General features: G+C 73.0%; 16 protein-coding genes. 8 read left to right on the forward strand and 8 right to left on the reverse strand.

All coding sequences use genetic code 11. The features are described 5' to 3' along the window. Nucleotides 1–125: 125 nt before the first annotated feature. The 4 genes from ACFYS8_RS02760 to ACFYS8_RS02775 are packed head-to-tail and all read right to left on the reverse strand — an operon-like array spanning nt 126 to nt 4306. Entirely contained in the window at nt 126–743 is a 618-nt protein-coding gene (locus tag ACFYS8_RS02760) for an ATP/GTP-binding protein (RefSeq protein ID WP_387634764.1), read from the reverse strand. Next, nucleotides 724–1233: a DUF742 domain-containing protein gene (locus ACFYS8_RS02765; RefSeq protein ID WP_387634767.1), complete on the reverse strand. Its 510-nt coding sequence runs from the start codon at nt 1231–1233 to the stop codon at nt 724–726. The genes ACFYS8_RS02760 and ACFYS8_RS02765 overlap by 20 nt, the downstream gene beginning before the upstream one ends. An 8-nt stretch (nt 1234–1241) precedes the next feature. Next, nucleotides 1242–1640: a roadblock/LC7 domain-containing protein gene (locus ACFYS8_RS02770; RefSeq protein ID WP_387634770.1), complete on the reverse strand. Its 399-nt coding sequence runs from the start codon at nt 1638–1640 to the stop codon at nt 1242–1244. Then, entirely contained in the window at nt 1637–4306 is a 2670-nt protein-coding gene (locus ACFYS8_RS02775; RefSeq protein ID WP_387634773.1) for a nitrate- and nitrite sensing domain-containing protein, read from the reverse strand. The genes ACFYS8_RS02770 and ACFYS8_RS02775 overlap by 4 nt, the downstream gene beginning before the upstream one ends. A 338-nt stretch (nt 4307–4644) precedes the next feature. On the opposite strand from ACFYS8_RS02775, the gene ACFYS8_RS02780 reads away from it, so the two are divergent. Both ACFYS8_RS02780 and ACFYS8_RS02785 read left to right on the forward strand, forming a co-directional pair. Then, nucleotides 4645–6468 (forward strand): AMP-dependent synthetase/ligase, encoded by a 1824-nt coding sequence (locus tag ACFYS8_RS02780; RefSeq protein ID WP_387634776.1) that lies wholly within the window; start codon nt 4645–4647, stop codon nt 6466–6468. Nucleotides 6469–6676: 208 nt separating this feature from the next. Next, the gene (locus tag ACFYS8_RS02785; protein WP_387634778.1) at nt 6677–7831 is read left to right on the forward strand and encodes a polysaccharide deacetylase family protein; all 1155 of its coding nucleotides are present in this window, start codon (nt 6677–6679) and stop codon (nt 7829–7831) included. A gap of 133 nt (nt 7832–7964) precedes the next feature. On the opposite strand, the gene ACFYS8_RS02790 is transcribed toward ACFYS8_RS02785, so the two are convergent. Both ACFYS8_RS02790 and ACFYS8_RS02795 read right to left on the reverse strand, forming a co-directional pair. Next, nucleotides 7965–8762: an SGNH/GDSL hydrolase family protein gene (locus tag ACFYS8_RS02790; protein ID WP_387634781.1), complete on the reverse strand. Its 798-nt coding sequence runs from the start codon at nt 8760–8762 to the stop codon at nt 7965–7967. A 1267-nt stretch (nt 8763–10029) separates the two neighbouring features. Next, nucleotides 10030–10623, reverse strand: coding sequence for a hypothetical protein (locus ACFYS8_RS02795; protein ID WP_387634783.1), 594 nt, complete (start codon nt 10621–10623; stop codon nt 10030–10032). Nucleotides 10624–10850: 227 nt separating this feature from the next. Between ACFYS8_RS02795 and ACFYS8_RS02800 the strand changes: the two genes are divergently transcribed. Beyond that, nucleotides 10851–12023, forward strand: a complete 1173-nt coding sequence (locus ACFYS8_RS02800) for an exonuclease SbcCD subunit D (RefSeq protein WP_387634786.1) — start codon at nt 10851–10853, stop codon at nt 12021–12023. Nucleotides 12024–12045: 22 nt separating this feature from the next. After that, a complete protein-coding gene (locus tag ACFYS8_RS02805) occupies nt 12046–15072 on the forward strand; it encodes an AAA family ATPase (RefSeq protein ID WP_387634788.1) in 3027 nt (1008 codons plus the stop codon). Between the two features lie 52 nt (nt 15073–15124). On the opposite strand, the gene ACFYS8_RS02810 is transcribed toward ACFYS8_RS02805, so the two are convergent. Together ACFYS8_RS02810 and ACFYS8_RS02815 are read right to left on the reverse strand one after the other, a co-directional pair. Beyond that, nucleotides 15125–15955, reverse strand: a complete 831-nt coding sequence (locus tag ACFYS8_RS02810; RefSeq protein ID WP_387634791.1) for an alpha/beta fold hydrolase — start codon at nt 15953–15955, stop codon at nt 15125–15127. A gap of 22 nt (nt 15956–15977) precedes the next feature. Continuing rightward, nucleotides 15978–16193, reverse strand: a complete 216-nt coding sequence (locus ACFYS8_RS02815; protein WP_387634793.1) for a hypothetical protein — start codon at nt 16191–16193, stop codon at nt 15978–15980. Between the two features lie 123 nt (nt 16194–16316). Between ACFYS8_RS02815 and ACFYS8_RS02820 the strand changes: the two genes are divergently transcribed. The 4 genes from ACFYS8_RS02820 to pqqB are packed head-to-tail and all read left to right on the forward strand — an operon-like array spanning nt 16317 to nt 19560. Then, a complete protein-coding gene (locus ACFYS8_RS02820; protein WP_387634796.1) occupies nt 16317–16499 on the forward strand; it encodes a hypothetical protein in 183 nt (60 codons plus the stop codon). 9 nt (nt 16500–16508) lie between these two features. Then, nucleotides 16509–17210, forward strand: a complete 702-nt coding sequence (gene pqqC, locus ACFYS8_RS02825) for a pyrroloquinoline-quinone synthase PqqC (protein WP_387634798.1) — start codon at nt 16509–16511, stop codon at nt 17208–17210. Between the two features lie 3 nt (nt 17211–17213). Beyond that, the gene (gene pqqE, locus ACFYS8_RS02830) at nt 17214–18638 is read left to right on the forward strand and encodes a pyrroloquinoline quinone biosynthesis protein PqqE (protein ID WP_387634800.1); all 1425 of its coding nucleotides are present in this window, start codon (nt 17214–17216) and stop codon (nt 18636–18638) included. 19 nt (nt 18639–18657) lie between these two features. Further along, nucleotides 18658–19560, forward strand: coding sequence for a pyrroloquinoline quinone biosynthesis protein PqqB (gene pqqB / locus ACFYS8_RS02835; protein WP_387634802.1), 903 nt, complete (start codon nt 18658–18660; stop codon nt 19558–19560).

Genomic DNA, 19560 nt, shown 5'->3' on the forward strand with positions numbered 1-19560 from the left:
GAGTACGAGACTTCCACGCCACGTGCCCGGAAGGCAACCCACTGCACCGACCGGTCCGCACGCCAAGACAGAAACCATCCACCATCCGGACGCCAACACCTTGACCTGCATAAATGCGACCAGTACTACAGTCGCACTCCGACCCGCTCAGCGGCGTGCTGCACCAGCCGGATCAGCAACTCCTTGCCGTCCTCGCGCCGCCGCGCGTCGCACAGCAGCACCGGCACGCTCTCCGGCAGGTCGAGCGCGGCGCGAACGTCCTCGGGCGCGTACACCTCGGTGCCCTCGAAGCAGTTGACGGCGACCACGAACGGGATGTCGCGCTGCTCGAAGTAGTCGACGGAGGGGAAGGAGTCGGCGAGCCGCCGGGTGTCGGCGAGCACGACCGCGCCGAGGGTGCCGCGCGCGAGTTCGTCCCAGACGAACCAGAAGCGGTCCTGGCCGGGGGTGCCGAACAAGTAGAGGGCGAGGCCGGGCTTGAGGTCGATGCGGCCGAAGTCCATGGCGACGGTGGTGGTCCGCTTGGCCTCGACCCCGGCGGTGTCGTCGATCGGGCGGCCGCGCTCGCTGAGCGTCTCCTCGGTGCGCAGCGGCCGGATCTCGCTGACCGCGCCGACCAGAGTGGTCTTGCCCGCGCCGAAGCCGCCGGCGATCAGGATCTTGACCGCGTTGGCGACCCAAGGAGCCTTGCGGGTAGCGGAAGTTGACGCCGCGTCAGGGGCGTCAGAGTGCACGGAGGCCATTGATCACGTCTCGCAGCAGTCGCTCGTCCGGTTGCTGGGCGAGCTGGAAGGGTCGGGTGACGCTGATCAGGTCGGCGTCGTGGAGGTCGCCGAGCAGGACCCGGACCACGCTGACCGGCAGGTCGGTGTAGGAGCCCAGCTCGGCGACGCTGAGGGGCTCATCGCAGCAGAGCTGGAGGATGGCGTGGTGCTCGGGTCCGATCGGGAGGTCGGCCGGGACGCCGCCGGGGGCGAGGTACTCCCCGGCGGCGGTGACCAGCGAGATCAGGTCGAACAGGCCGTCGTCGACCGGCCGGGCGCGTCCTCTGGTCATCGAGAACAGCCGGACCATCGGTCCGGCGTCGTCGTCGAACCAGCGGTTGTCCACCGGCGTGCGGGGCACGAACAGGTCGATCGGCGTGTCGTCGGCCGACGCCTCGTCCGCGCTCTCACCACCGGGGCCGGCCGGGGCGGTGGCCTCGGTCGGCTCGGTCGGCTCGGGCTCGCTCATCTAACCAGTCAACTCCTCGGCTCGGCGGCCAGGTGCTCCCCGACGCGCTTCACCAACAGTGCCATCTCGTAGGCGATTTGGCCCACATCGGATTCGGCATCGCTGAGCACGGCCAGGCAACTGCCGTCGCCGGCGGCGGTGATGAACAGGAAGGCCTCGTCCAGTTCGACCATGGTCTGCCGGACGCCGCCGACCTGGAAGTGCCGGCCGGCGCCCTTGGCGAGGCTGTGGAAGCCGGCGGCGACGGCCGCCAGGTGCTCGGCGTCCTCCCGGCCGAGGCCGCTGGAGACGCCGGTGGCCAGGCCGTCGCTGGACAGGATTACCGCGTGCCGAAGGGTCGCGACGCGGCCGACCAGGTCGTTGAGGAGCCAGTCGAGGCTCCCGGACGGCGGTGTTGTTGCGGTCATGATTCGGTTCCTTCTGCTGGTGCGGGCGGTGCGTCCGGCGGCTGGTGCGCCGGGGGGACGGAGCGGACGGGGGCGGCCGGCAGCGCGGGAGGCACCGGCGCGGAGGGGAGCGCGACCCGCAGCCGGGGCGGGCGGCCGGGCTGCGGCGCGGCCGGCGCGACCCGCGCGCCGGGGCGGTCGCCGGGCGCGGCCGGGTCGGGCTCGGAGCGGACGACGGTCAGCGAGGCGGGCTGCAGCCGGTCGCCGCGGCCGCGGGCGAAGCCGCGCTGGAACGAGGCGAACGCGGAGCGGGCCTCCTCGGGGCTGCGCTCGCGGGCCGACTCGGAGGTCTCGGGGCCGGCGCCGGCCCGGAGTTGGGGCGCGAGGCTGGCCTGCCGGACCCGGCGCGGCAGCAGCCCCCCGGCCACCGGCGTGAGCGGCGTGACGGGCGCACCGGACACCCCGGCGGCCTCGGACACCTCAGCAGCCGCGGGCACCGCAACAGGCGCAACAGGCGCGGCGGGCTCGGCATCCTCCGTCCGCCGGTGCCGCCCCGTCCCGGATGCGCCCTCAACGGCCGCTTCCTGTCCGGGAGTTCGCCGTCGCGGCAGCCCGCCGGGCTTCGCGGACGGGTCGGCGGCGGACGGGCGCGGCCCGCCGAGCACCTTCGCGGGCGCGGCATGCGCGGGCGCGGCGTGCGCGCGGCCGGGTTCGGCGGTGCCGGCGGCCCGGCGGTGGGTGGTGTCGTCGGCGGCGGGGCGGGCCCCGTCGGGGGCCATCTCGGCGGCGTCGGCGAGGAGTTCGCGCGGGATCAGCACCACGGCGGAGGTGCCGCCGTACGGGGAGGGCCGCAGGTGGACCCGGATGCCGTGCCGGCGGGCCAGCCGGGAGACCACGAACAGGCCCAGCCGGTCGGTGTCGGCGAGGTCGAACTCCTGCTCCACGGCGAGGCGCTGGTTGATCTCACCGAGGTGCTGCTCGTTCAGGCCGAGGCCGCGGTCGTCGATCTCCAGGCAGAAGCCGTGCGCGACCACCTCGCCCTGGACGGTGACCTGGGTCTGCGGCGGGGAGAACACCGTGGCGTTCTCGACGAGTTCGGCGATCAGGTGGGTGACGTCGGCGACGGCGGAGCCGAGCAGTCCGGTGCCGGGGAACGGCCGGACGATGACCCGGGCGTAGTCCTCGACCTCGCCGACGGCGGCGCGCACCACGTCGACCATCCGAACCGGCTTGCGCCAGGCGCGGCCGGGCGAGCCGCCGGAGAGGATGATCAGGCCTTCGGCGTGCCGGCGCATGCGGGTGGTGAGGTGGTCGAGCCGGAACAGGTCTTCGAGTTCGCGCGGATTCTCGGTGCGGCGCTCCATGGTGTCGAGCAGGGTGAGCTGACGGTGCAGCAGCACCTGGGAGCGGCGGGCCAGGTTGACGAAGACGGCGGAGACGCCGCGGCGCAGCTGGGCCTGTTCGACGGCGGCCTCGACGGCGACCCGCTGCACCTCGTTGAAGGCGCGGCCGACCTGGCCGATCTCTCCGGTGCCGAAGTCGAGTTGGGGGACTTCGGCGACCACGTCGACCTCTTCGCCGAGGCGCAGCCGGTGCATCACGGAGGGCAGTCGGTTGGCGGACAGGTCGGCGGCGGCGTTGCGCAGGCCGACGAGTTCGCGCACCAGGCGGCGGCCGATGCGGTAGGAGACGGCGATGGAGATCACCACGGCGAGCAGGCCGACCAGGCCTGCGACGCCGCCGCGCAGCAGGGAGTTGACGGCGTAGGCGTGGGCCTGGTCGCCGATCCTGGAGGCCAGGCGGGCGTTCATGGTGGCGATGTCGTTGAGGACCCGGTCGGCGTTGTCGCCCCAGTTGTCGACGGGGCCGCCGCGGACTTCGGCGGCCCGGTCGGTGGCGTTGTCGAAGCCGGTTTCGGCGAGGGTGAGGGCGTGCCAGGCCTCGCTGTTGCGCAGTTCGATGTAGTCGTGCTGGTCCTGCTGGTCGAGTTCGGCGACGTAGACCCGGAACAGGGTCTGCTGGGCGTGCATGGCGTCCAGCGCGATCTGCTGCTTGCGGATGTCGGTGGCGGCGGTGGCGGTTCCGGCCCGCAGGGCGCGCATCGCGGCGGTCTCCTGGGCCAGGTAGTCGGTGGCCCGGGTGAGTTCGACCAGCAGGGTGCCCTGGCGGGGCAGTGCGCCGCTCTCCTTGGCGACGAAGGAGGACCGGAAGGCGAAGACCGGTCCGATCAGGGCGCTGTAGTCCTTGAGCGCGCCGTCCCAGCTGGATTGGTGCTGGCCGATCTGGCTGCGGACGGCGGCGAGTTCGTCGGCGGACGCGATCAGGTCGTGGAGGCGGGCGCGCTGGTCGCCGTCGAGCTTGCCGGCGTCGCGGCTGCCCGCCTGGTAGCGCAGCAGTTGCAGGTCCCGGTCGGTGACGGTCTGGGACTTCAGGTAGGAGTCGGTGTAGGCCTTGTTGGCGGGGTCGGCGAGGCGCAGCACGGCGGCGGTGCGTTCGATGCGCAGGTCGTCGACGTACTGGTCGGCGGGGCCGCCGAAGGCCGTGTAGGTGTCGCTGAGGTCGAGTTGGTTCCACACGCCGCTGGTGGTGATCAGTGTGGAGTAGGCCCACAGGCCGCCGAGCGCCACGATGGGCACCAGGAGCAGCGCGATGATCCTCGCGCGGATCGAGCTGCGGCGCAGGCGCATGTGGGTCCTCTGGTGGTCCTCGGTCGGTGTGGTCGCCGGGCACGAGCGGCCGGGGGCAGGAATGAGCATGAAGAGGTACGGAGGGGTACGAGAGCCGCGAGCCTACTACTTACTGACCGTCCGTTCGTAGGGTGAATTTGCATCGTGATCGTGTGGTGTCCGTATCGTCCTTTAATTTCCTCACCAGCGTCCTTCAGTGCCCCCACCTGCGGCACTGTGCCCGGTGCGGGGTGTCGTCGGGCGGTGACTCTGGGCAGCACCGCGTCGATCGGGTAGCTTCGCCGGTGCCGCCCTCCGCCTGTGCGATCCGGGGCGGGGATCGGCGGAACGGGGGTACCGTGCGAGAGATCAGCAGCCCCGCGCTCGGCAGCTCGGCGGTGACCGGCGGGCTGGCCGACTCGGTGTTCGACCGGGCCGAGCGCGAACCGCGGCTGGTGCAGTTGTCCCGCTGGGCGGACGGCGCCTGGCGGCCGGTGACGGCCGTTCAGTTCCGCGACGAGGTGCTGGCCCTCGCCCGGGGTCTGCTCACCCGCGGGGTGCGCTACGGCGACCGGGTCGCGGTGATGTCCTCCACCCGCTACGAGTGGACGCTGTTCGACTACGCGCTCTGGTCGGTCGGGGCGATCCCGGTGCCGGTGTACCCCACGGCGGCGCCCGAGCAGGTGCGCTGGATCCTGGCCGAGACCTCGGCGGTGGCCTGCGTGGTCGAGGACGAGGACCAGGCGATGACGGTCGGCGCGGTCTGCGACGCGCTGCCGGCGCTGACCGGCATCTGGCAGCTCGACCGGGGCTGCGTCGAGCAGTTGATGGCCGACGGGCAGGAAGTGCCGAACGCCCTGGTGCACCGTAGACGGGTCGGGGTGACGCCGGATTCGCTGGCCAGTGTCATCTACACCTCGGGCACCACCGGCCGTCCGAAGGGCTGTCTGCTGACCCACGGCAACTTCGCGGCGGTGGCGGACGCGGTGCTGGACGGCTGGGCCGAGGTGTTCTCCGACACCGGCGGCGACCAGCCCGCCACCTTGCTGTTCCTGCCGCTGGCGCACGTGTACGGCCGGCTCACCCAGGTCGCGGCGATCCGCGGCGGCATCCGGATCGGCCACCACGCCAAGCTGGCGGCGGACAGTCTGCTGCCGGCCCTGGCGGCGTTCCGGCCGACCTTCCTGCACGCGGTGCCGTACATCTTCGAGAAGATCCACCGCCGGGCCCGGGAGGCCGCCGAGGCGTCGGGCCGGCTGGAGACCTTCCTGCAGGCCGAGCAGGTGGCGATCGAGTGGGCGACGGCCTGGGAGCGCCGGGCGCACCGCAAGGGCCCCGGCCCGTCCCCCGCGCTGCGGCTGCGGCACGCCGCGTACGAGCGCCTGGTGTACCAGCGGGTGCGGGCCGTGCTCGGCGGCCGGGTGCGCTCGGTGATCTCCGGCGGGTCCATGCTGGGGCGGGAGTTGGCGCTGTTCTTCGCGGGCGCGGGCATGACGGTGTACGAGGGCTACGGCCTGACCGAGACGACCGCCGCGATCACCGCCAATCCCCCGGACCGGCCCAGATTCGGCACCGTCGGCCGCCCGGTGCCGGGCGCGGCGGTGGCGATAGCCGAGGACGGCGAGGTGTGGGTGCGCGGCGCCGGCGTGTTCTCCGGCTACCTCAACCATCCGCGCTGTACGCAAGAGGCGCTGCACGGCGACTGGTTGGCCACCGGCGACCTCGGTTCGCTGGACGAGGACGGCTACCTGACATTGACCGGCCGCAAGAAGGAGGTGATCGTCACCTCCAGCGGCAAGAACCTCGCCCCCGCGATCCTGGAGGAGCGGGTGCGGGCCCATCCGCTGGTCGCCCAGTGCCTGGTGGTGGGCGACAACCGGCCGTACCTGGCCGCGCTGATCACCCTCGACCCGGTGGCCCTCGCGCACTGGCTCAAGTCCCGCGGCCGCCCGCAGCTGGACATTCACGGGGTGCTCACCGACCACGAGCTGCACCAGGAGGTGCAGCGGGCCGTGGCCGCCGCCAACACCACCGTCTCGCGCGCCGAGTCGATCCGGGCCTTCCGCTTGCTGCCGCACGAATTCACCCTGGACGACGGCCTGTTGACGCCCTCGCTGAAGATCCGCCGAGCAGCGGTGGCGGACCGCTACGCGCAGGACATCGACGAGCTGTACGCCGGATGAACGACATAGCCCGTTCCGGACTCTGACGCTCCGTCATAAAGGCAACGTCAACGCACGGTACGGCGGTTGACCGATCTCCAACAGCCCCCTTGACCGCCGGGATTGGTCCAGTCCATTGTGTGCACTGGCCCGGTGCGGCAGGGCCGCGACCGACCCCCGCCCCTCCGGGAGTCACGTCTTCGCTCCTCCCCCACACTGGAGTTGATCCGTGCTCAGTTCCGCACGCCGCCGTCTCGCGACGGCTGCCGCCGCCACCGTGCTGGCCGCCCTCGCCACCGCCCCGGCCGCGCACGCCGATGCCCCGGCCGCGCACGCCGGCGCCCCGACGAACACGGCTGCCGACGCCCCCGCGGTCAACCTGGCCACCAACCCTGGATTCGAGATCCCCACCCTCCCGCTCGCCGACTGGGGCTCCATCCCCGGCTGGCACTGCGCGGCCGGCGAGGGCGCCGTCACCACCGCGGCCCGCACCGGCGGCTCCGCGCTGGCCATCACCCCGGCCTCCGCCGACTCCACCGGCCAGTGCACCCAGACCCTCGCGGTACGCCCCAACACCAGCTACACCTACCGGACTTGGGTGCACGGCTCGTACGCCTTCATCGGCGCCACCGGCACCGGCCACGACGTCCCGCCGGCCTGGACGGCGTCCACCGGCACCGGCTGGCAGCAGCTGTCCACCACCTTCACCACCGGCGCCGCCACCACCTCCGTGCAGCTGTACGTGCACGGCTGGTACGGCCAGGGCCCGATCGCGGTGGACGACGTCAGCGTCACCGGCGACACCCCCGCGCCCGCGTACGCCACCTGGAACGCGCCGACCTCGGACAAGGTGGTCTTCCTGACCATCGACGACGGCTGGTTCCGCACCCCCGAGGCCGCGCAGCTGATCGCCGACCGCAAGCTCCCGGTCACCGCGTTCCCGCTGCCCATGCCGGAGGGCTTCGAGCAGGACTACTTCAGCCGGATCACCGCCGCGCCCGGCTCCTCCATCCAGGACCACACCGTCTCGCACCGCGACCTGACGACGCTGTCGCTCGCCGAGCAGCAGGCCGAGATCTGCGACGCCCGCGACGCGGTCACCGCCCGCTACGGCACCACGCCGACGATCCTCCGCCCGCCGTACTTCGCCTTCGACGCCAACTCCCAGCAGGCCGCCGCGAACTGCGGCATCAAGTACCTGCTGACCGCCACCGCCGACTTCACCTCCGGCGCCTCGAACGTCTACCACGGCGGCCCGCTCCAGCCCGGCGACGTGATCATCCTGCACTTCACCGACACCCTGGCGAGCGACCTCCAGCGCGCCCTGGACGCGGCCGCCGCGGCCGGCCTGAAGCCCGCCGCGCTGACCGACTACCTTCACTGACCCTCGCCGCCGCGCGGATAAGGCTGACGTATTGTCAGTCCGTGGCGGTTCACGAACACCGGTGTCCGGGCCCCTCCCATGGGCCCGGACACCGGCTCACGCGTCCCTCACGGACAAGCGACTGCTCCGGGGATCAGACGCCCGCGGAGAAGCTCGGCAGGTAGCCGTACGCCTGGCCCGAGGAGTTCGGGTGGTAGCTGTCGCTGACCGGCAGCGTGGTGCTGTTCAGCCACTGCGAGGACGAACCGCAGATCTCATGGGTCGAGAAGATCGTCCGGACGTCCTTGAAGGTGAACCCGGCCGCCGCAACCTGCTTGGAGATCACCGAATCCAGGGTGTCCGCCGCGCCGTTGATCGCGGTCCGCTTGGTGTCCGAGATGCCGACGATGCAGTTGCCCGGCACCTGGTACAGGTGCGGGTAACCCAGCACCACCACATGCGCGTTGGGCGCCTTCGCCTTGATCTGCGAGTACAGGTTGGAGAGCTTGCCCGGCAGCGTGTTGGTGGCGTAGCTCTTCGCCGTGTTCACGGCGCTCAGACACGAGGCCTCGCTGCTCAGCACACAGGTCTGCATGGTCGACGCGAAGCCCGCGTCGTTGCCGCCGATGGTGATCGAGACCAGGGTGGTCGTCGAGCTCAGCGAGCTGATCTGGTTGGCAAGCACGTCGTTGGTGGTCGCGCCCGAGCAGGCGACGAACTTGAACGACGTCGGGGCGTGGGCGTTCTTCCACAGCTGCGGGTAGGCGTTGGTGCTGCGGCTGCAGCTGCCGCTCTCGCTGGTGTAGCTGCCCGAGCCGACACCCGCCGAGTAAGAGTCGCCGAGCGCCACGTAGTTGACGCCGGCGGCGCTCGCCTGGGTGGCGGCGGCAAGAGTGGCGATGGACAGGGCTGCCGCGGTGAGAGCGACGGTTACGGCACGAACGCGAGTCATCTTTCCTCCAATGAGTGATGCAGGCCACACATTGGATACCAGCCAGTAGCCTCGCGGGGAAGCGGTCATGCCAAAGAATTTGACGAACACTCATCCAACGGACACCTGAAAATCGCTACGCGCGGAGACCCACCCCTGACCTGGGCTGCGGAAATTCCCTCCAGCCCCCTCCCGAACGCCCGATCACCCAATTTTTCACCTGACGCACCGTCAACTCCCGCCCCATCTCCGAGCGCGACGACGGCGTGACACTCCGTGCCCGACTTCCGGGTCAACGTGCCGACACGCGCCGCCACTTGAACGCACCCGACGCCGAACTCCGGACACTGGACGGCGATTTCCGGACGCCCGGTCCGGGCCATCAGCGGTGAGGCACCGGCCGACGCGCAACACTTCCCTGCTCGCCCCGCCCGCCACCGCCGAGCAGCGCGCCGCGACCGGACCTGGCACCCCGGTCGAGCGACAGGCGTGAGCCCCGACAGTTCGTCACCCACCCGTCCGACTCCACCGATCGCGACGATCACGCCCCGTGTCGACACCCCCGAACAACTTCGTCACGGTCCGAAGTCACCCGCCCGTCGAAATCCGCCCACCCACCCGCCACGGAAATCACAAATGCCCACCGGATTTCCGAAGAAGTTACGCCGCCCAAAACCCGGGCGCCGGCGGTCCCGGAAATCGCCGGTCCTCCCGCGAGCACCACCTCCGAATTGAACAGCGGACCCGCCCCGGAGGAGGAATTCGAACCACCCGAAAGCGACCGCGGGCGGAGCCCGCCCCGAGCTCCCCCGCTTCGCGCGGGCCAACGCCACGCGCACCCGAACTCCCGCGCGCGATCCCCCCCTTGGCGCGGCTTCAACCGCGCCAGGACGTGATCCACGCCACACGTCTCCCCCGGTCGCGCGGCCCGCGCGCGGGGTTCCGACATATACGCGCGCAAATTCCGTTCCACACCTCGGCAAACCGCGCCATACGACGGGAATACCCCGACAGCGTGAGGCGGATCACAGCCGACAATCGCCTTTCGCCCGCCCCGGCGACCGGTCTTGTCCGCGTTCGCCGCCGACCTGTGCGACGGGCACGCCCTACCGGGCAGTAATCATGTACAAGACCATTCGCAAGGCGACCAGGGCCGTTGTCGTCATTACCTCAACCGCGGCGGCCGCCCAAGGCGTGACGGGCCCGGAGCGCGGAGCACCCGACTCACGCCGCCCGACAATCATCAATCAATTGATGACTGTCAACGCCGAGACATCGAGCACCCGGCTCAACGCAACCGGCAGCCCTCGAGCGGCAGTTCCTCGATCGTCTCGTTCGCCGACGCCGGAACCCCCAGCACCGCGACCGCCGCCGCCACCGCCGCCCGGGCCTGGTACAGGCCGGTGGTTCCCCAGCCGAGGAGTTCGACCGCCAGCCCGGGGGCGACGAGCAGCCGTCGGTAGTGGCGGCCGGACGCCGGATCGGGTGCGGACGGGCCCGCGCCGTGCAGCGCCGCGGCCATCCGCACACGAGCGCACTCGTGGCCGCCGTTCGCCGAGCCGACCCGGTCGTACAGGTAGCCGAGGTACAGCGGCGGGCCGATCCGGGCCTGGGCCTCCTCCCCCGCCTCGCGGGCCAGCGCGGCGCCCGGGTCGCCGGCGTCCTCCGTCTCCAGCGAGCCACCGGGGAGGCTGACGATCCCGTCCCGCGGGTTGACCAGCGTGAGCACCCGGCCGTCGGGGGCGAACAGCCAGCCCCAGGACTGCTTCACCGGCAGCCCCTCCGGTACCGCGATCCCCGCGTGCCAGGGCCACCCGGCATTCGGTCGGCGCCGGACCCGCCCGAGCAGTTCGGAGATCTCCGGGCTGTACTCGATGCCCATGCCACTCCCTCCGCACTCCGGGCGGCCACCCTCGCCACCTGATGATCTTCCCCGAACACCCGACCGATGAACAGCCCCGGCCGCCGGTCGGGTCACCGTCCCACCTGTCCCATCGGCCTCCGCCGCCTCTCCGCTCCCGGCCTGTCACCCGTACCTGTGATACTCGGTACCGGCCCGACCACATGAAAGCGACGAGGAGTGACAGACATGCTGCGGGGAGCTTCGACGTGAGGCTGCTGCACACCTCGGACTGGCACCTTGGCCGTTCCTTCCACCGCGAGAACCTGCACGAGGCGCAGCGCGCGTTCCTCGACCACCTGGTGGCCACCGCCGTCGCCGAGCGGGTGGACGCGGTGCTGGTGGCGGGTGACGTGTACGACCGCGCGCTGCCGGGTCTGGAGGCCGTCGCGCTGTTCGACGACGTGCTGTGGCGGCTGGCCGAACGGAACATCCCGACCGTCTTCATCAGCGGCAACCACGATTCCGCGCGCCGTCTCGGTGTCGCGTCCCGCCTGATCGAGCGGGCTGGCATACACCTGCGCACCGATCCGGGCGCGCTCGCCGAGCCGGTGCTGCTGGACGACGAGCACGGGCCGGTGGCGGTGTACGGGCTGCCGTACCTGGAACCGGCGTTGGTGCGGGAGCGGCTGGGGCTGGCGAAGGGCGGGCACGAGCAGGTGCTGGCGGCGGCGATGGACGCCGTCCGGGCCGACCTCGCCGCGCGCCCTGCGGGCACCCGGGCCGTGGTGCTGGCCCACGCGTTCGTGACGGGCGGCGAGCCGAGCGACAGTGAGCGCGACATCGCGGTGGGCGGCGTGCAGTCGGTGCCGTCCGGGGTGTTCGACGGCGTGCACTACGTGGCCCTCGGGCACCTGCACGGCAGCCAGACCCTCGCCCCGCACCTGCGCTACTCGGGCTCCCCGCTCGCCTATTCGTTCTCCGAGACGAACCACCGCAAGTCGATGTGGCTGGTCGACCTGGACGCCGAGGGCGCCGTCGAAGCCACCCGGATCTTCTGCCCGCAGCCCCGGCCGCTGGCCCAACTGCGCGGCCGCCTGGACGATCTGCTCACCGCCGACGAGCACGACTGGGCCCGCGACGCCTGGGTGCAGGCCACGCTGACCGACCCGGTGCGCCCGGTCGATCCGATGGAGCGGCTGCGGGTCCGCTTCCCGCACACCCTGCAGTTGCTGTTCGATCCCGAGGGCGGCGAGCAGGCCGCGGCGCAGTCGTACGCGCAGCGGGTCAGCGGGCGCAGCGACCAGGAGGTGGTGGAGGGTTTCGTCGCCCATGTCCGCCCGGGGCGGGAGTTGGACGACACCGAGCAGTCCTGGCTGCTGGAGGGCCTGGAGTCGGTGCGCCGCACGGCCGCCGGCCGGGCCGAGGAGACCGGCCGATGAACCTCTCGAAGGGGAGCGCCCGATGAGGCTGCACCAGCTCACCGTCACCGCGTTCGGCCCGTTCGCGTCCACGGAGCGGATCGACTTCGACCGGCTCACCGCGTCCGGCCTGTTCCTGCTGCGCGGGGCGACCGGCGCGGGCAAGAGCAGCGTGCTGGACGCGGTCTGCTACGCGCTGTACGGCGAACTGCCGGGCTCGCGCAAGAGCAACGGCGTGCGCAGCGACCACGCCGACCAGGGGCGCCGCACCGAGGTGGTGCTGGAGGCGACGCTCGGCGGGCGCCGGCTGGAGATCACCCGCAGCCCGGAGCAGCTCCGCCCGAAGAAGCGCGGCGCGGGCTTCACGCAGGACAAGGCGCAGACGCTGCTGCGTGAATGGGCCGCGGACGCCGGCGAGGGCGAGCCGGGCTGGGTCGCGGTCAGCAAGTCGCACCAGGAGGCCGGCGAGGAGCTGACCCGGCTGCTCGGCATGAACCGGGACCAGTTCTGCCAGGTGGTACTGCTGCCGCAGGGCGACTTCGCGCGGTTCCTGCGCGCGGACTCCAAGCAGCGCGCCGAGCTGCTGGGCAAGTTGTTCGACACCAGCCGGTTCGAGCAGTTGGAACGCTGGGCGGCGGAGCGCCGCCTGCGCCAGGAGCACGAGGTGCAGGCCGGTCGGCAGAAGCTGCGCGACCTGGCGGCCCGCGCCGAGGAGGCCGCCGGTCCGCTCGCGGAGGACGCCGCCGCGCACCGGCCCGACGAGAACGCCTCCGCCTCGGACGTGCTGGCCTGGGCGGCGATGCTGCGCGGCACGGCCGCCGAACGCGTCACCGCGACGGCGCTCGCGCTGGAGGCCGCCGAGTCCGCCCGCACCCGGGCCCGCACGCACCTGGACGCCCAGCGCACCTTGGCGGACCGCCAGCACAACTACCACTCCGCGCTCGACAAGCATCTCCAACTCACCGCCACCGCCCAGGAGTCGGCCGCCGACCGGTCCCGCCTGCGGCTCGCGCTGGCCGCCGAGACCCTGGCCCCCCTGCGCTCCCTGCACCGCAGCGCGCTGGCCGCCCACACCGCCGCCACCGCCACCGAGTCCACGCACACCGCCACACTCAACACCCGGTCCGCCGCCCCCTGGGCCGCCCAGCTGCTCGGCGACCTCCCGCTCGCCGCCGCCGAACGCGCCCTGCACACCGAGGCGACCCGCCTGTCCGGGGCCCGCGCCGACGAGCAGCGACACGCCCAACTACTGGTCGAGCGCGGCGAGTTGGCCGCCGAGCAGAAAAAGGCGGACGACCTGGCGGAGGAGTCGCAGGACTGGCTGTCCGGCTTCGACGACCAGCTGAAGCAGCTGAACGCCGACCTCGACGCGGCCCGCGACGCCCACACCCTGCTCGCCCAACTCGACGCCCAGCACGCCGATCTGACGCTCCGTCAGGGCGCTGCTCACCGCCACCACCGACTCCTTTCCTCACTCACCGCCACCGAGGCGGAGGTGCACGCCCTGACGGGCGCCGCGCTGGACGCCCGGTCCCGCACCCTGGACCTCCAGGAACGCCGACTCGCGGGCATGGCCGCCGAGTTGGCCGCCCAGCTGGCCGCCGGCGAACCCTGCCGGGTGTGCGGCTCGCCGGAACACCCGAACCCGGCCCGCCCCTCAGCCGACCAGGTCACCGCCGCCGACGAGCAGCGCGCCCGCGCCGCCCAGCACGCGGCGGAGGGCGAACTCGACGCCGCCAAGCGCCGGTTGAGCACCCTGCAGGCCGACACCGCGGCCGCCGGAACCGCTTCCGGCGGCCGCTCGGTCGCCGAACTCTCCCTCGCCCTCGAAGAGTTGAACTCTTCTCGCCGCACCGCACTGCACACCGCGGAACGACTGGTCCCCCTGGGCCAGCAGGTCGAACGACTCGAGCACGAGCGCAAGGCCCGCCACGAGCGGCTGCGCCAGGCGGGCGAGCGCGGAGCCGTCCTCGCCGACCGGCTCGGCACCGTCGCGGCCGAACTCGACGCGCTGGCCGGCCGGATCGCCGCCGCCCGCGGCGACGCCCCGTCCGTCGCGGCCCGCGCCACCGCGGTGGACGCCCTCGCCGCCGCCGTCACCGCCGTCCTCGACGCCGCCCGCACCACCACCGAAACCACCCGCCACCTCGCCGAGGCCACCGACGCCCTCGAACAGGCGGCCGCCGACGCGGGCTTCACCGACCTGCCCGCACTCGCCGCCGCCGAACTCCCCGCCCACCAACGCGACGCCCTGCAACGGCGGTTCGAGCAACTGGACGCCGCCCTGGAACAGGCCGCAGCCCGCCTCGCCGACCCCGACCTGCGCGCGGCCGCCGAACTCCCGCCCGCGGACACCGCATCCGCACACGCCGCCGAGGAACACGCCACGGCCGTCCTGCGCACCGCCGACACCGCACACGGCACCGCCACCGCCCGGGTCACCGCCCTCGCCCGGATCACCGCCGACCTGACCGCCCTCGCCGACGCCGTCGCCCCCGTCCTCGACGCCTACGCCCGGATCAGCCGCCTCGCCGCCCTGCTCGCGGGCGCCCCCGCCGAGAACGCCCTGCGCATGCGCCTGGAGTCCTACGTCCTGGCCGCCCGCCTCGAACAGGTCGCCGCCGCCGCCAGCCAGCGCCTCCTCAAAATGTCCGGCGGCCGCTACACCCTGGTCCACAGCGACGGCCTGGTCTCCGGCAACAAGCGCTCCGGCCTCTCCCTCCACGTCGTCGACGCCTGGACCGGCCGCGAACGCGACACCGCCACCCTCTCCGGCGGCGAATCCTTCTTCGCCTCCCTCGCCCTCGCCCTCGGCCTCGCCGACGTCGTCACCGACGAGGCCGGCGGCATGCCCCTCGACACCCTCTTCATCGACGAGGGCTTCGGCACCCTCGACGAAAACACCCTCGAAGAAGTCATGGACGTCCTCGACTCCCTCCGCGAACGCGACCGCGCCGTAGGCATCGTCAGCCACGTGGCCGACCTCCGCACCCGCATCCCCGCCCAACTCCTCATCCGCAAACACCGCCACGGCTCCACCACCCACCACACCACCCGCGACGACACCTGACGCGTTGCGCCGGTGCCGCCGACCCGCTCATCCAGTAGCCGAACACCTGCCGCTACGAAGACTCGCCGCCTGCCAGGAAGTCCGCCGCCACTCGGCCCCAACTCCTGATGTCCGCCAAGGTCGTGGCCGTGTGGAGGCGGGCGTCGGGGAGGTGGGCGGCGAGGGCGGTCGCGGTGGCGGTCGGGTGGATGGGGTCGGTGGGCCAGGTGAGGATCAGGGTGGGGTGGGGGAGGTCGCGGAGGCGGTCGGGGGTGGGCAGGTCGGCTTCGGCGGCGGCGCGGAGGACGGACGGGACGAGGTGCTCGGCGGCGTCGAACTCGGTGGCGTACTGCGGGACTTCGGCGAGCACCGCGGGCGGCCCGCCGATCTTCGCGGCTGCTCCGAGCGTGCCCGTGCCGCGCCGTTCCACCAGGGCGGCGGCGGCTCGCAGTCCGGCCCGTCGCGGGTCGCGGGCCGCCCAGGCGACGGCGGGGATGGCCAGCACCAGGCGGTCGAACCGTTCGGGGCGGGCGAGCGCGGCCCACAGGACGGTCGCGGTGCCCATGGACGCCCCGAGCCCGGTGACGGGTGCGTCCGGCGAGAGGTGGTCGCAGAGCGCGAGCAGGTCCTGGGCGAGCGCGGGGTAGCCGAAGTCCTCGGCGACGGCGCGCCCCGTCGAGTACCCGTGGCCGCGCGCGTCGTACCGGGCCAGCCGGTGCGTCGCGGTGAGCGGCGTCCAGTCGAACAGGCCGGCGCGCCTCTCGTGGGCCCGGCTGGAGAGCGAGCCGTGCGCGTGCACGGCGAGCGGGCCGTCCGCCGGCCCGGCCACCTCGAAGGCGAGCGTGGCGTGCGGACGTTCCAGCAGGCCGCCGACGGGCCCGGCGCTCGGCGCGAAAACGGTCATGGACCGATTGTCTGATGGATCATCAGCCGGAGCACGCGGCCCGCTGGGCCTGCTGCCAGGTGCAGACCGGACACAGCGTGGATCCTGGCGTCTCGGCCGGGTACTCGGTCTCCTCACCGCACAGCACGCACGTGGCACGCTCACCGGGCCCGCCGGCCAGCAACCCGCGGCGCGCCTGCTCCGGGTCGGCGGACACCTCGCAGACCTGCCCGGCACTCTCCGACTGCTGCTCTGCCATGCGCCCAGGGTACGTCCCCTGCCAGCGGGCCCCGCCCCGCGGACCGATTGCGCGGAGGCGGGTGCGGATCGATCCTGGAAACCGACCGTGTACATCCCCTCGTGATCACCTCCGGGGTGCTCCATGACGAACCAGTCGAACGCCGCCACCACCAGCGCTCCCCCGCCCGCCGACCCGGCCGGCCCCGCACCCGCGGCACCGTCCGAGCCACCGCCCCGCGCAGACCTGCGGCGGTCCTGGTCGCCACCGACCGCGCAGAGCATCGAGCTCGCGCCCGAGGTCACGGCCTACGCGGGCCGACGGTAGCGGGCAGCCATGACGGACGACCGGACACCGCGCACCGTCCCGGAGTTCACCGCGGCCCTGCACGCGCACTCCGAGAGGTACTGGCACAACCACCCGTTCCATCTCAGGCTGCACCAAGGCGGGCTGAGCGAGGCGGAGTTGCGATCCTGGATCGCCAACCGCTGGTACTACCAGAAGTGGCTGCCCCAGAAGGACGCGGCGGTGATCGCCAACTGCCCCGTCCCGGAGGTCCGCCGCCGCTGGGTCAAGCGCCTCGCGGACCAGGACGGCACCGCGCCCGGCCAGGGCGGAAACGTCGACTGGCTCGCCCTCGCCGAGGCCGCCGGGCTCAGCCGGGACGAGGTGCTGGACGAGCGTCATGTCCTGCCGGGCGTGCGCTTCGCCACGGACGCCTACGTGAACTTCGCGCGCACCCGCCCGTGGATCGAGGCCGTCGCCGCCTCGCTCACCGAACTGTTCTCGCCGGGCCTGATGCGCGAGCGGCTCACCGCCCTGCGCACCCACTACGGATGGGTGGAGCCCGCCGGCCTCCGGTACTTCGAGCAGCGTCCGGCCGTGGCCGACGCCGACTCGGCCCACGCACTGGGCCTGGTCACCGAGTACTGCACGAGCCGTGAGCAGCAGGACGCGGCGCTGGCCGCGCTCTCCTTCAAATGCGACGTCCTCTGGTCGATGCTCGACGCCATCGAGCACGCGACCGCGGCGGGCTGACGGGTGACCACGGCGGCGGAGGGCCCCTGGCGCCTGCGCCGGGGCGTCCGGCTCGGCCACGACCGGGTGCGGTCCGTGCCGGTACTGCTGCATCCGGACGGCGTGCTGGTGCTCGGCAAGACGGCCGCCGCCGTGCTCGCACGCTGCGACGGCGCCACCGGCACGACGGCGATCCTCGCCGCACTGGAACGGGAGTACGCCGGGGTGCGACCGGCCGAGGTGCGGTCCTTCCTCGCCTCGCTGGCCGAACAGCACCTGCTCGCAGCCGGCCCGGCCCTTCCCGCGACGCCCGAGCCCCCTCCCGAGACACCCGAGCCCCTTCCCGAGAAGCCCGAACGTCAGAACACTGACCGACCCGCCGCCCGCCCGTACGGCCTGCTCGCCGAACTGACCTACCGCTGCCCGCTGCGCTGCGCTTACTGCTCCAACCCGGTCGCGCTCGACGCGTACGCCGACGAGCTGAGCCCGGCCGAGTGGCGGCGGGTCCTCGCCGAGGCGCGGGCCCTGGGCGTGCTCCAGGTGCACCTGTCGGGTGGCGAGCCGCTGCTCCGGCGCGACCTGCCCGCGCTGGTGGCGCACGCCCGCGGGCTGGGCCTGTACACCAGCCTGATCACCGGTGGGCAGGCACTCTCCCCGGCCCGGCTGACCGAGCTGGCCGCCGCGGGCCTCGATCATGTGCAGCTCAGCTTCCAGGACGCGACGGCGGCTCCGGCGGACGAGCTGGCGGGCCGGCCCGTGCACGCGCGCAAGCTGGCCGCCGCCGCTCTGGTCGGGGCCGCCGGCCTGGCCCTGACGGTCAATGTCGTGCTGCACCGGCGCAATATCGACCGGATCCCCGCTCTGATCGACCTGGCGTCGGAGCTCGGCGCGGACCGCCTGGAGCTGGCGAACACCCAGTTCTACGGCTGGGCGCTGCGCAACCGCGCGGCGCTGCTGCCGACCGGTGCCCAACTGGCGGCGGCCGAGGCCGCGGTGACGGCGGCCCGCGAGCGCCTGGCAAGCCGCATGCAGATCGTCTATGTCGTGTCGGACTACCACGAGAGCTGGCCCAAGCCCTGCATGAACGGCTGGGCCGGCCGTCAGCTCACCGTCGCGCCGAACGGTGACGTGCTGCCCTGCCCGGCCGCCGCGCAGATCCCGGGGCTCGGCGTGCTGAGTGTGCGCGACCGCCCGCTGGCGGACATCTGGTTCGACTCGCCGGCGTTCACCCGCTTCCGCGGCACGGACTGGATGCCCGAACCCTGTCGCAGCTGCGAACGCAAGGAGCTCGACCACGGCGGTTGCCGCTGCCAGGCCTTCCAGCTGACGGGGGACGCGGCCGCCACCGACCCGGTCTGCCGGCTCTCGCCGCACCACGCGCTGGTCACCGGGCTGGTCCGAGGCAGCGAGCCGGACCCCACCCCGCCGCTGGTGCCACGCGGCGCCTGAACCGCGAAGGAGGGAAGCCATGCGGCTACGCGTACTCGGCACCGCCGCCGGCGGCGGCCTGCCGCAGTGGAACTGCGCCTGCCCGACCTGCGCCCGGGCCCGCGCGGCCGGCCCGGAAGCCTGGCGGACGCAGGAATGCCTCGCCGTCAGCGCCTCCGACGACACCTGGTACCTGGTGAACGCCTCGCCCGACCTCCGCGTCCAGCTGCTCACCGCACCCGAGCTGGCCCCGCCGGACGGCACCCGCGGCACGCCGCTGCGCGGGGTCCTGCTGACCGACGGCGAACTCGACCACACCGCCGGCCTGCTCGCTCTGCGCGAGGGCGCCGAGCTGGACATCCACGCCCCGCCACCGGTCTGGCACAGCCTCGGCGAGGTCTTCCCGCTGCGCGGCCTGCTGGCCCGCTACGGCACCTCCCGCTGGCACCCGCTCGACCGGCAGCTCCGGCTCGGCGGCAGCGAGGACGGCGGGCTGACGGCCGCCGCCTTCCCGGTGAGCGACAAGCGGCCCCGCTACGCCGCCCACGTCGACGCGCCCGGCCCGTGGGCCGTCGCCTACCGCTTCACGGACACCCGGACCGGAGCCTGCGCGGTCTACGCGCCCTCGCTCGCCGACTGGCCGGACGGCTTCGACGCGTTCCTGGCCGGCGCCGACTGCCTGCTCCTGGACGGCACGTTCTGGAGCGACGAGGAGCTGCAGCACGTCGCCGGCGAGCGCCGCACCGCCCGCGCCTTCGGCCACCTGCCGATCGCCGGGCCGGACGGCACCTTGCGGCGGCTGCGCCCGCACCCTGGCGCGCGGCGCCTCTACACGCACCTCAACAACACCAACCCGCTGACCGACCCGGACTCGGACCAGCACAAGGAACTCGCCGCCGAGGGCGTGGAAGTCGCCGCTGACGGCCTGGAGCTGCGGCTGTGA

The organism is Kitasatospora sp. NPDC004615 (assembly GCF_042873545.1).
Taxonomy (GTDB): domain Bacteria; phylum Actinomycetota; class Actinomycetes; order Streptomycetales; family Streptomycetaceae; genus Kitasatospora.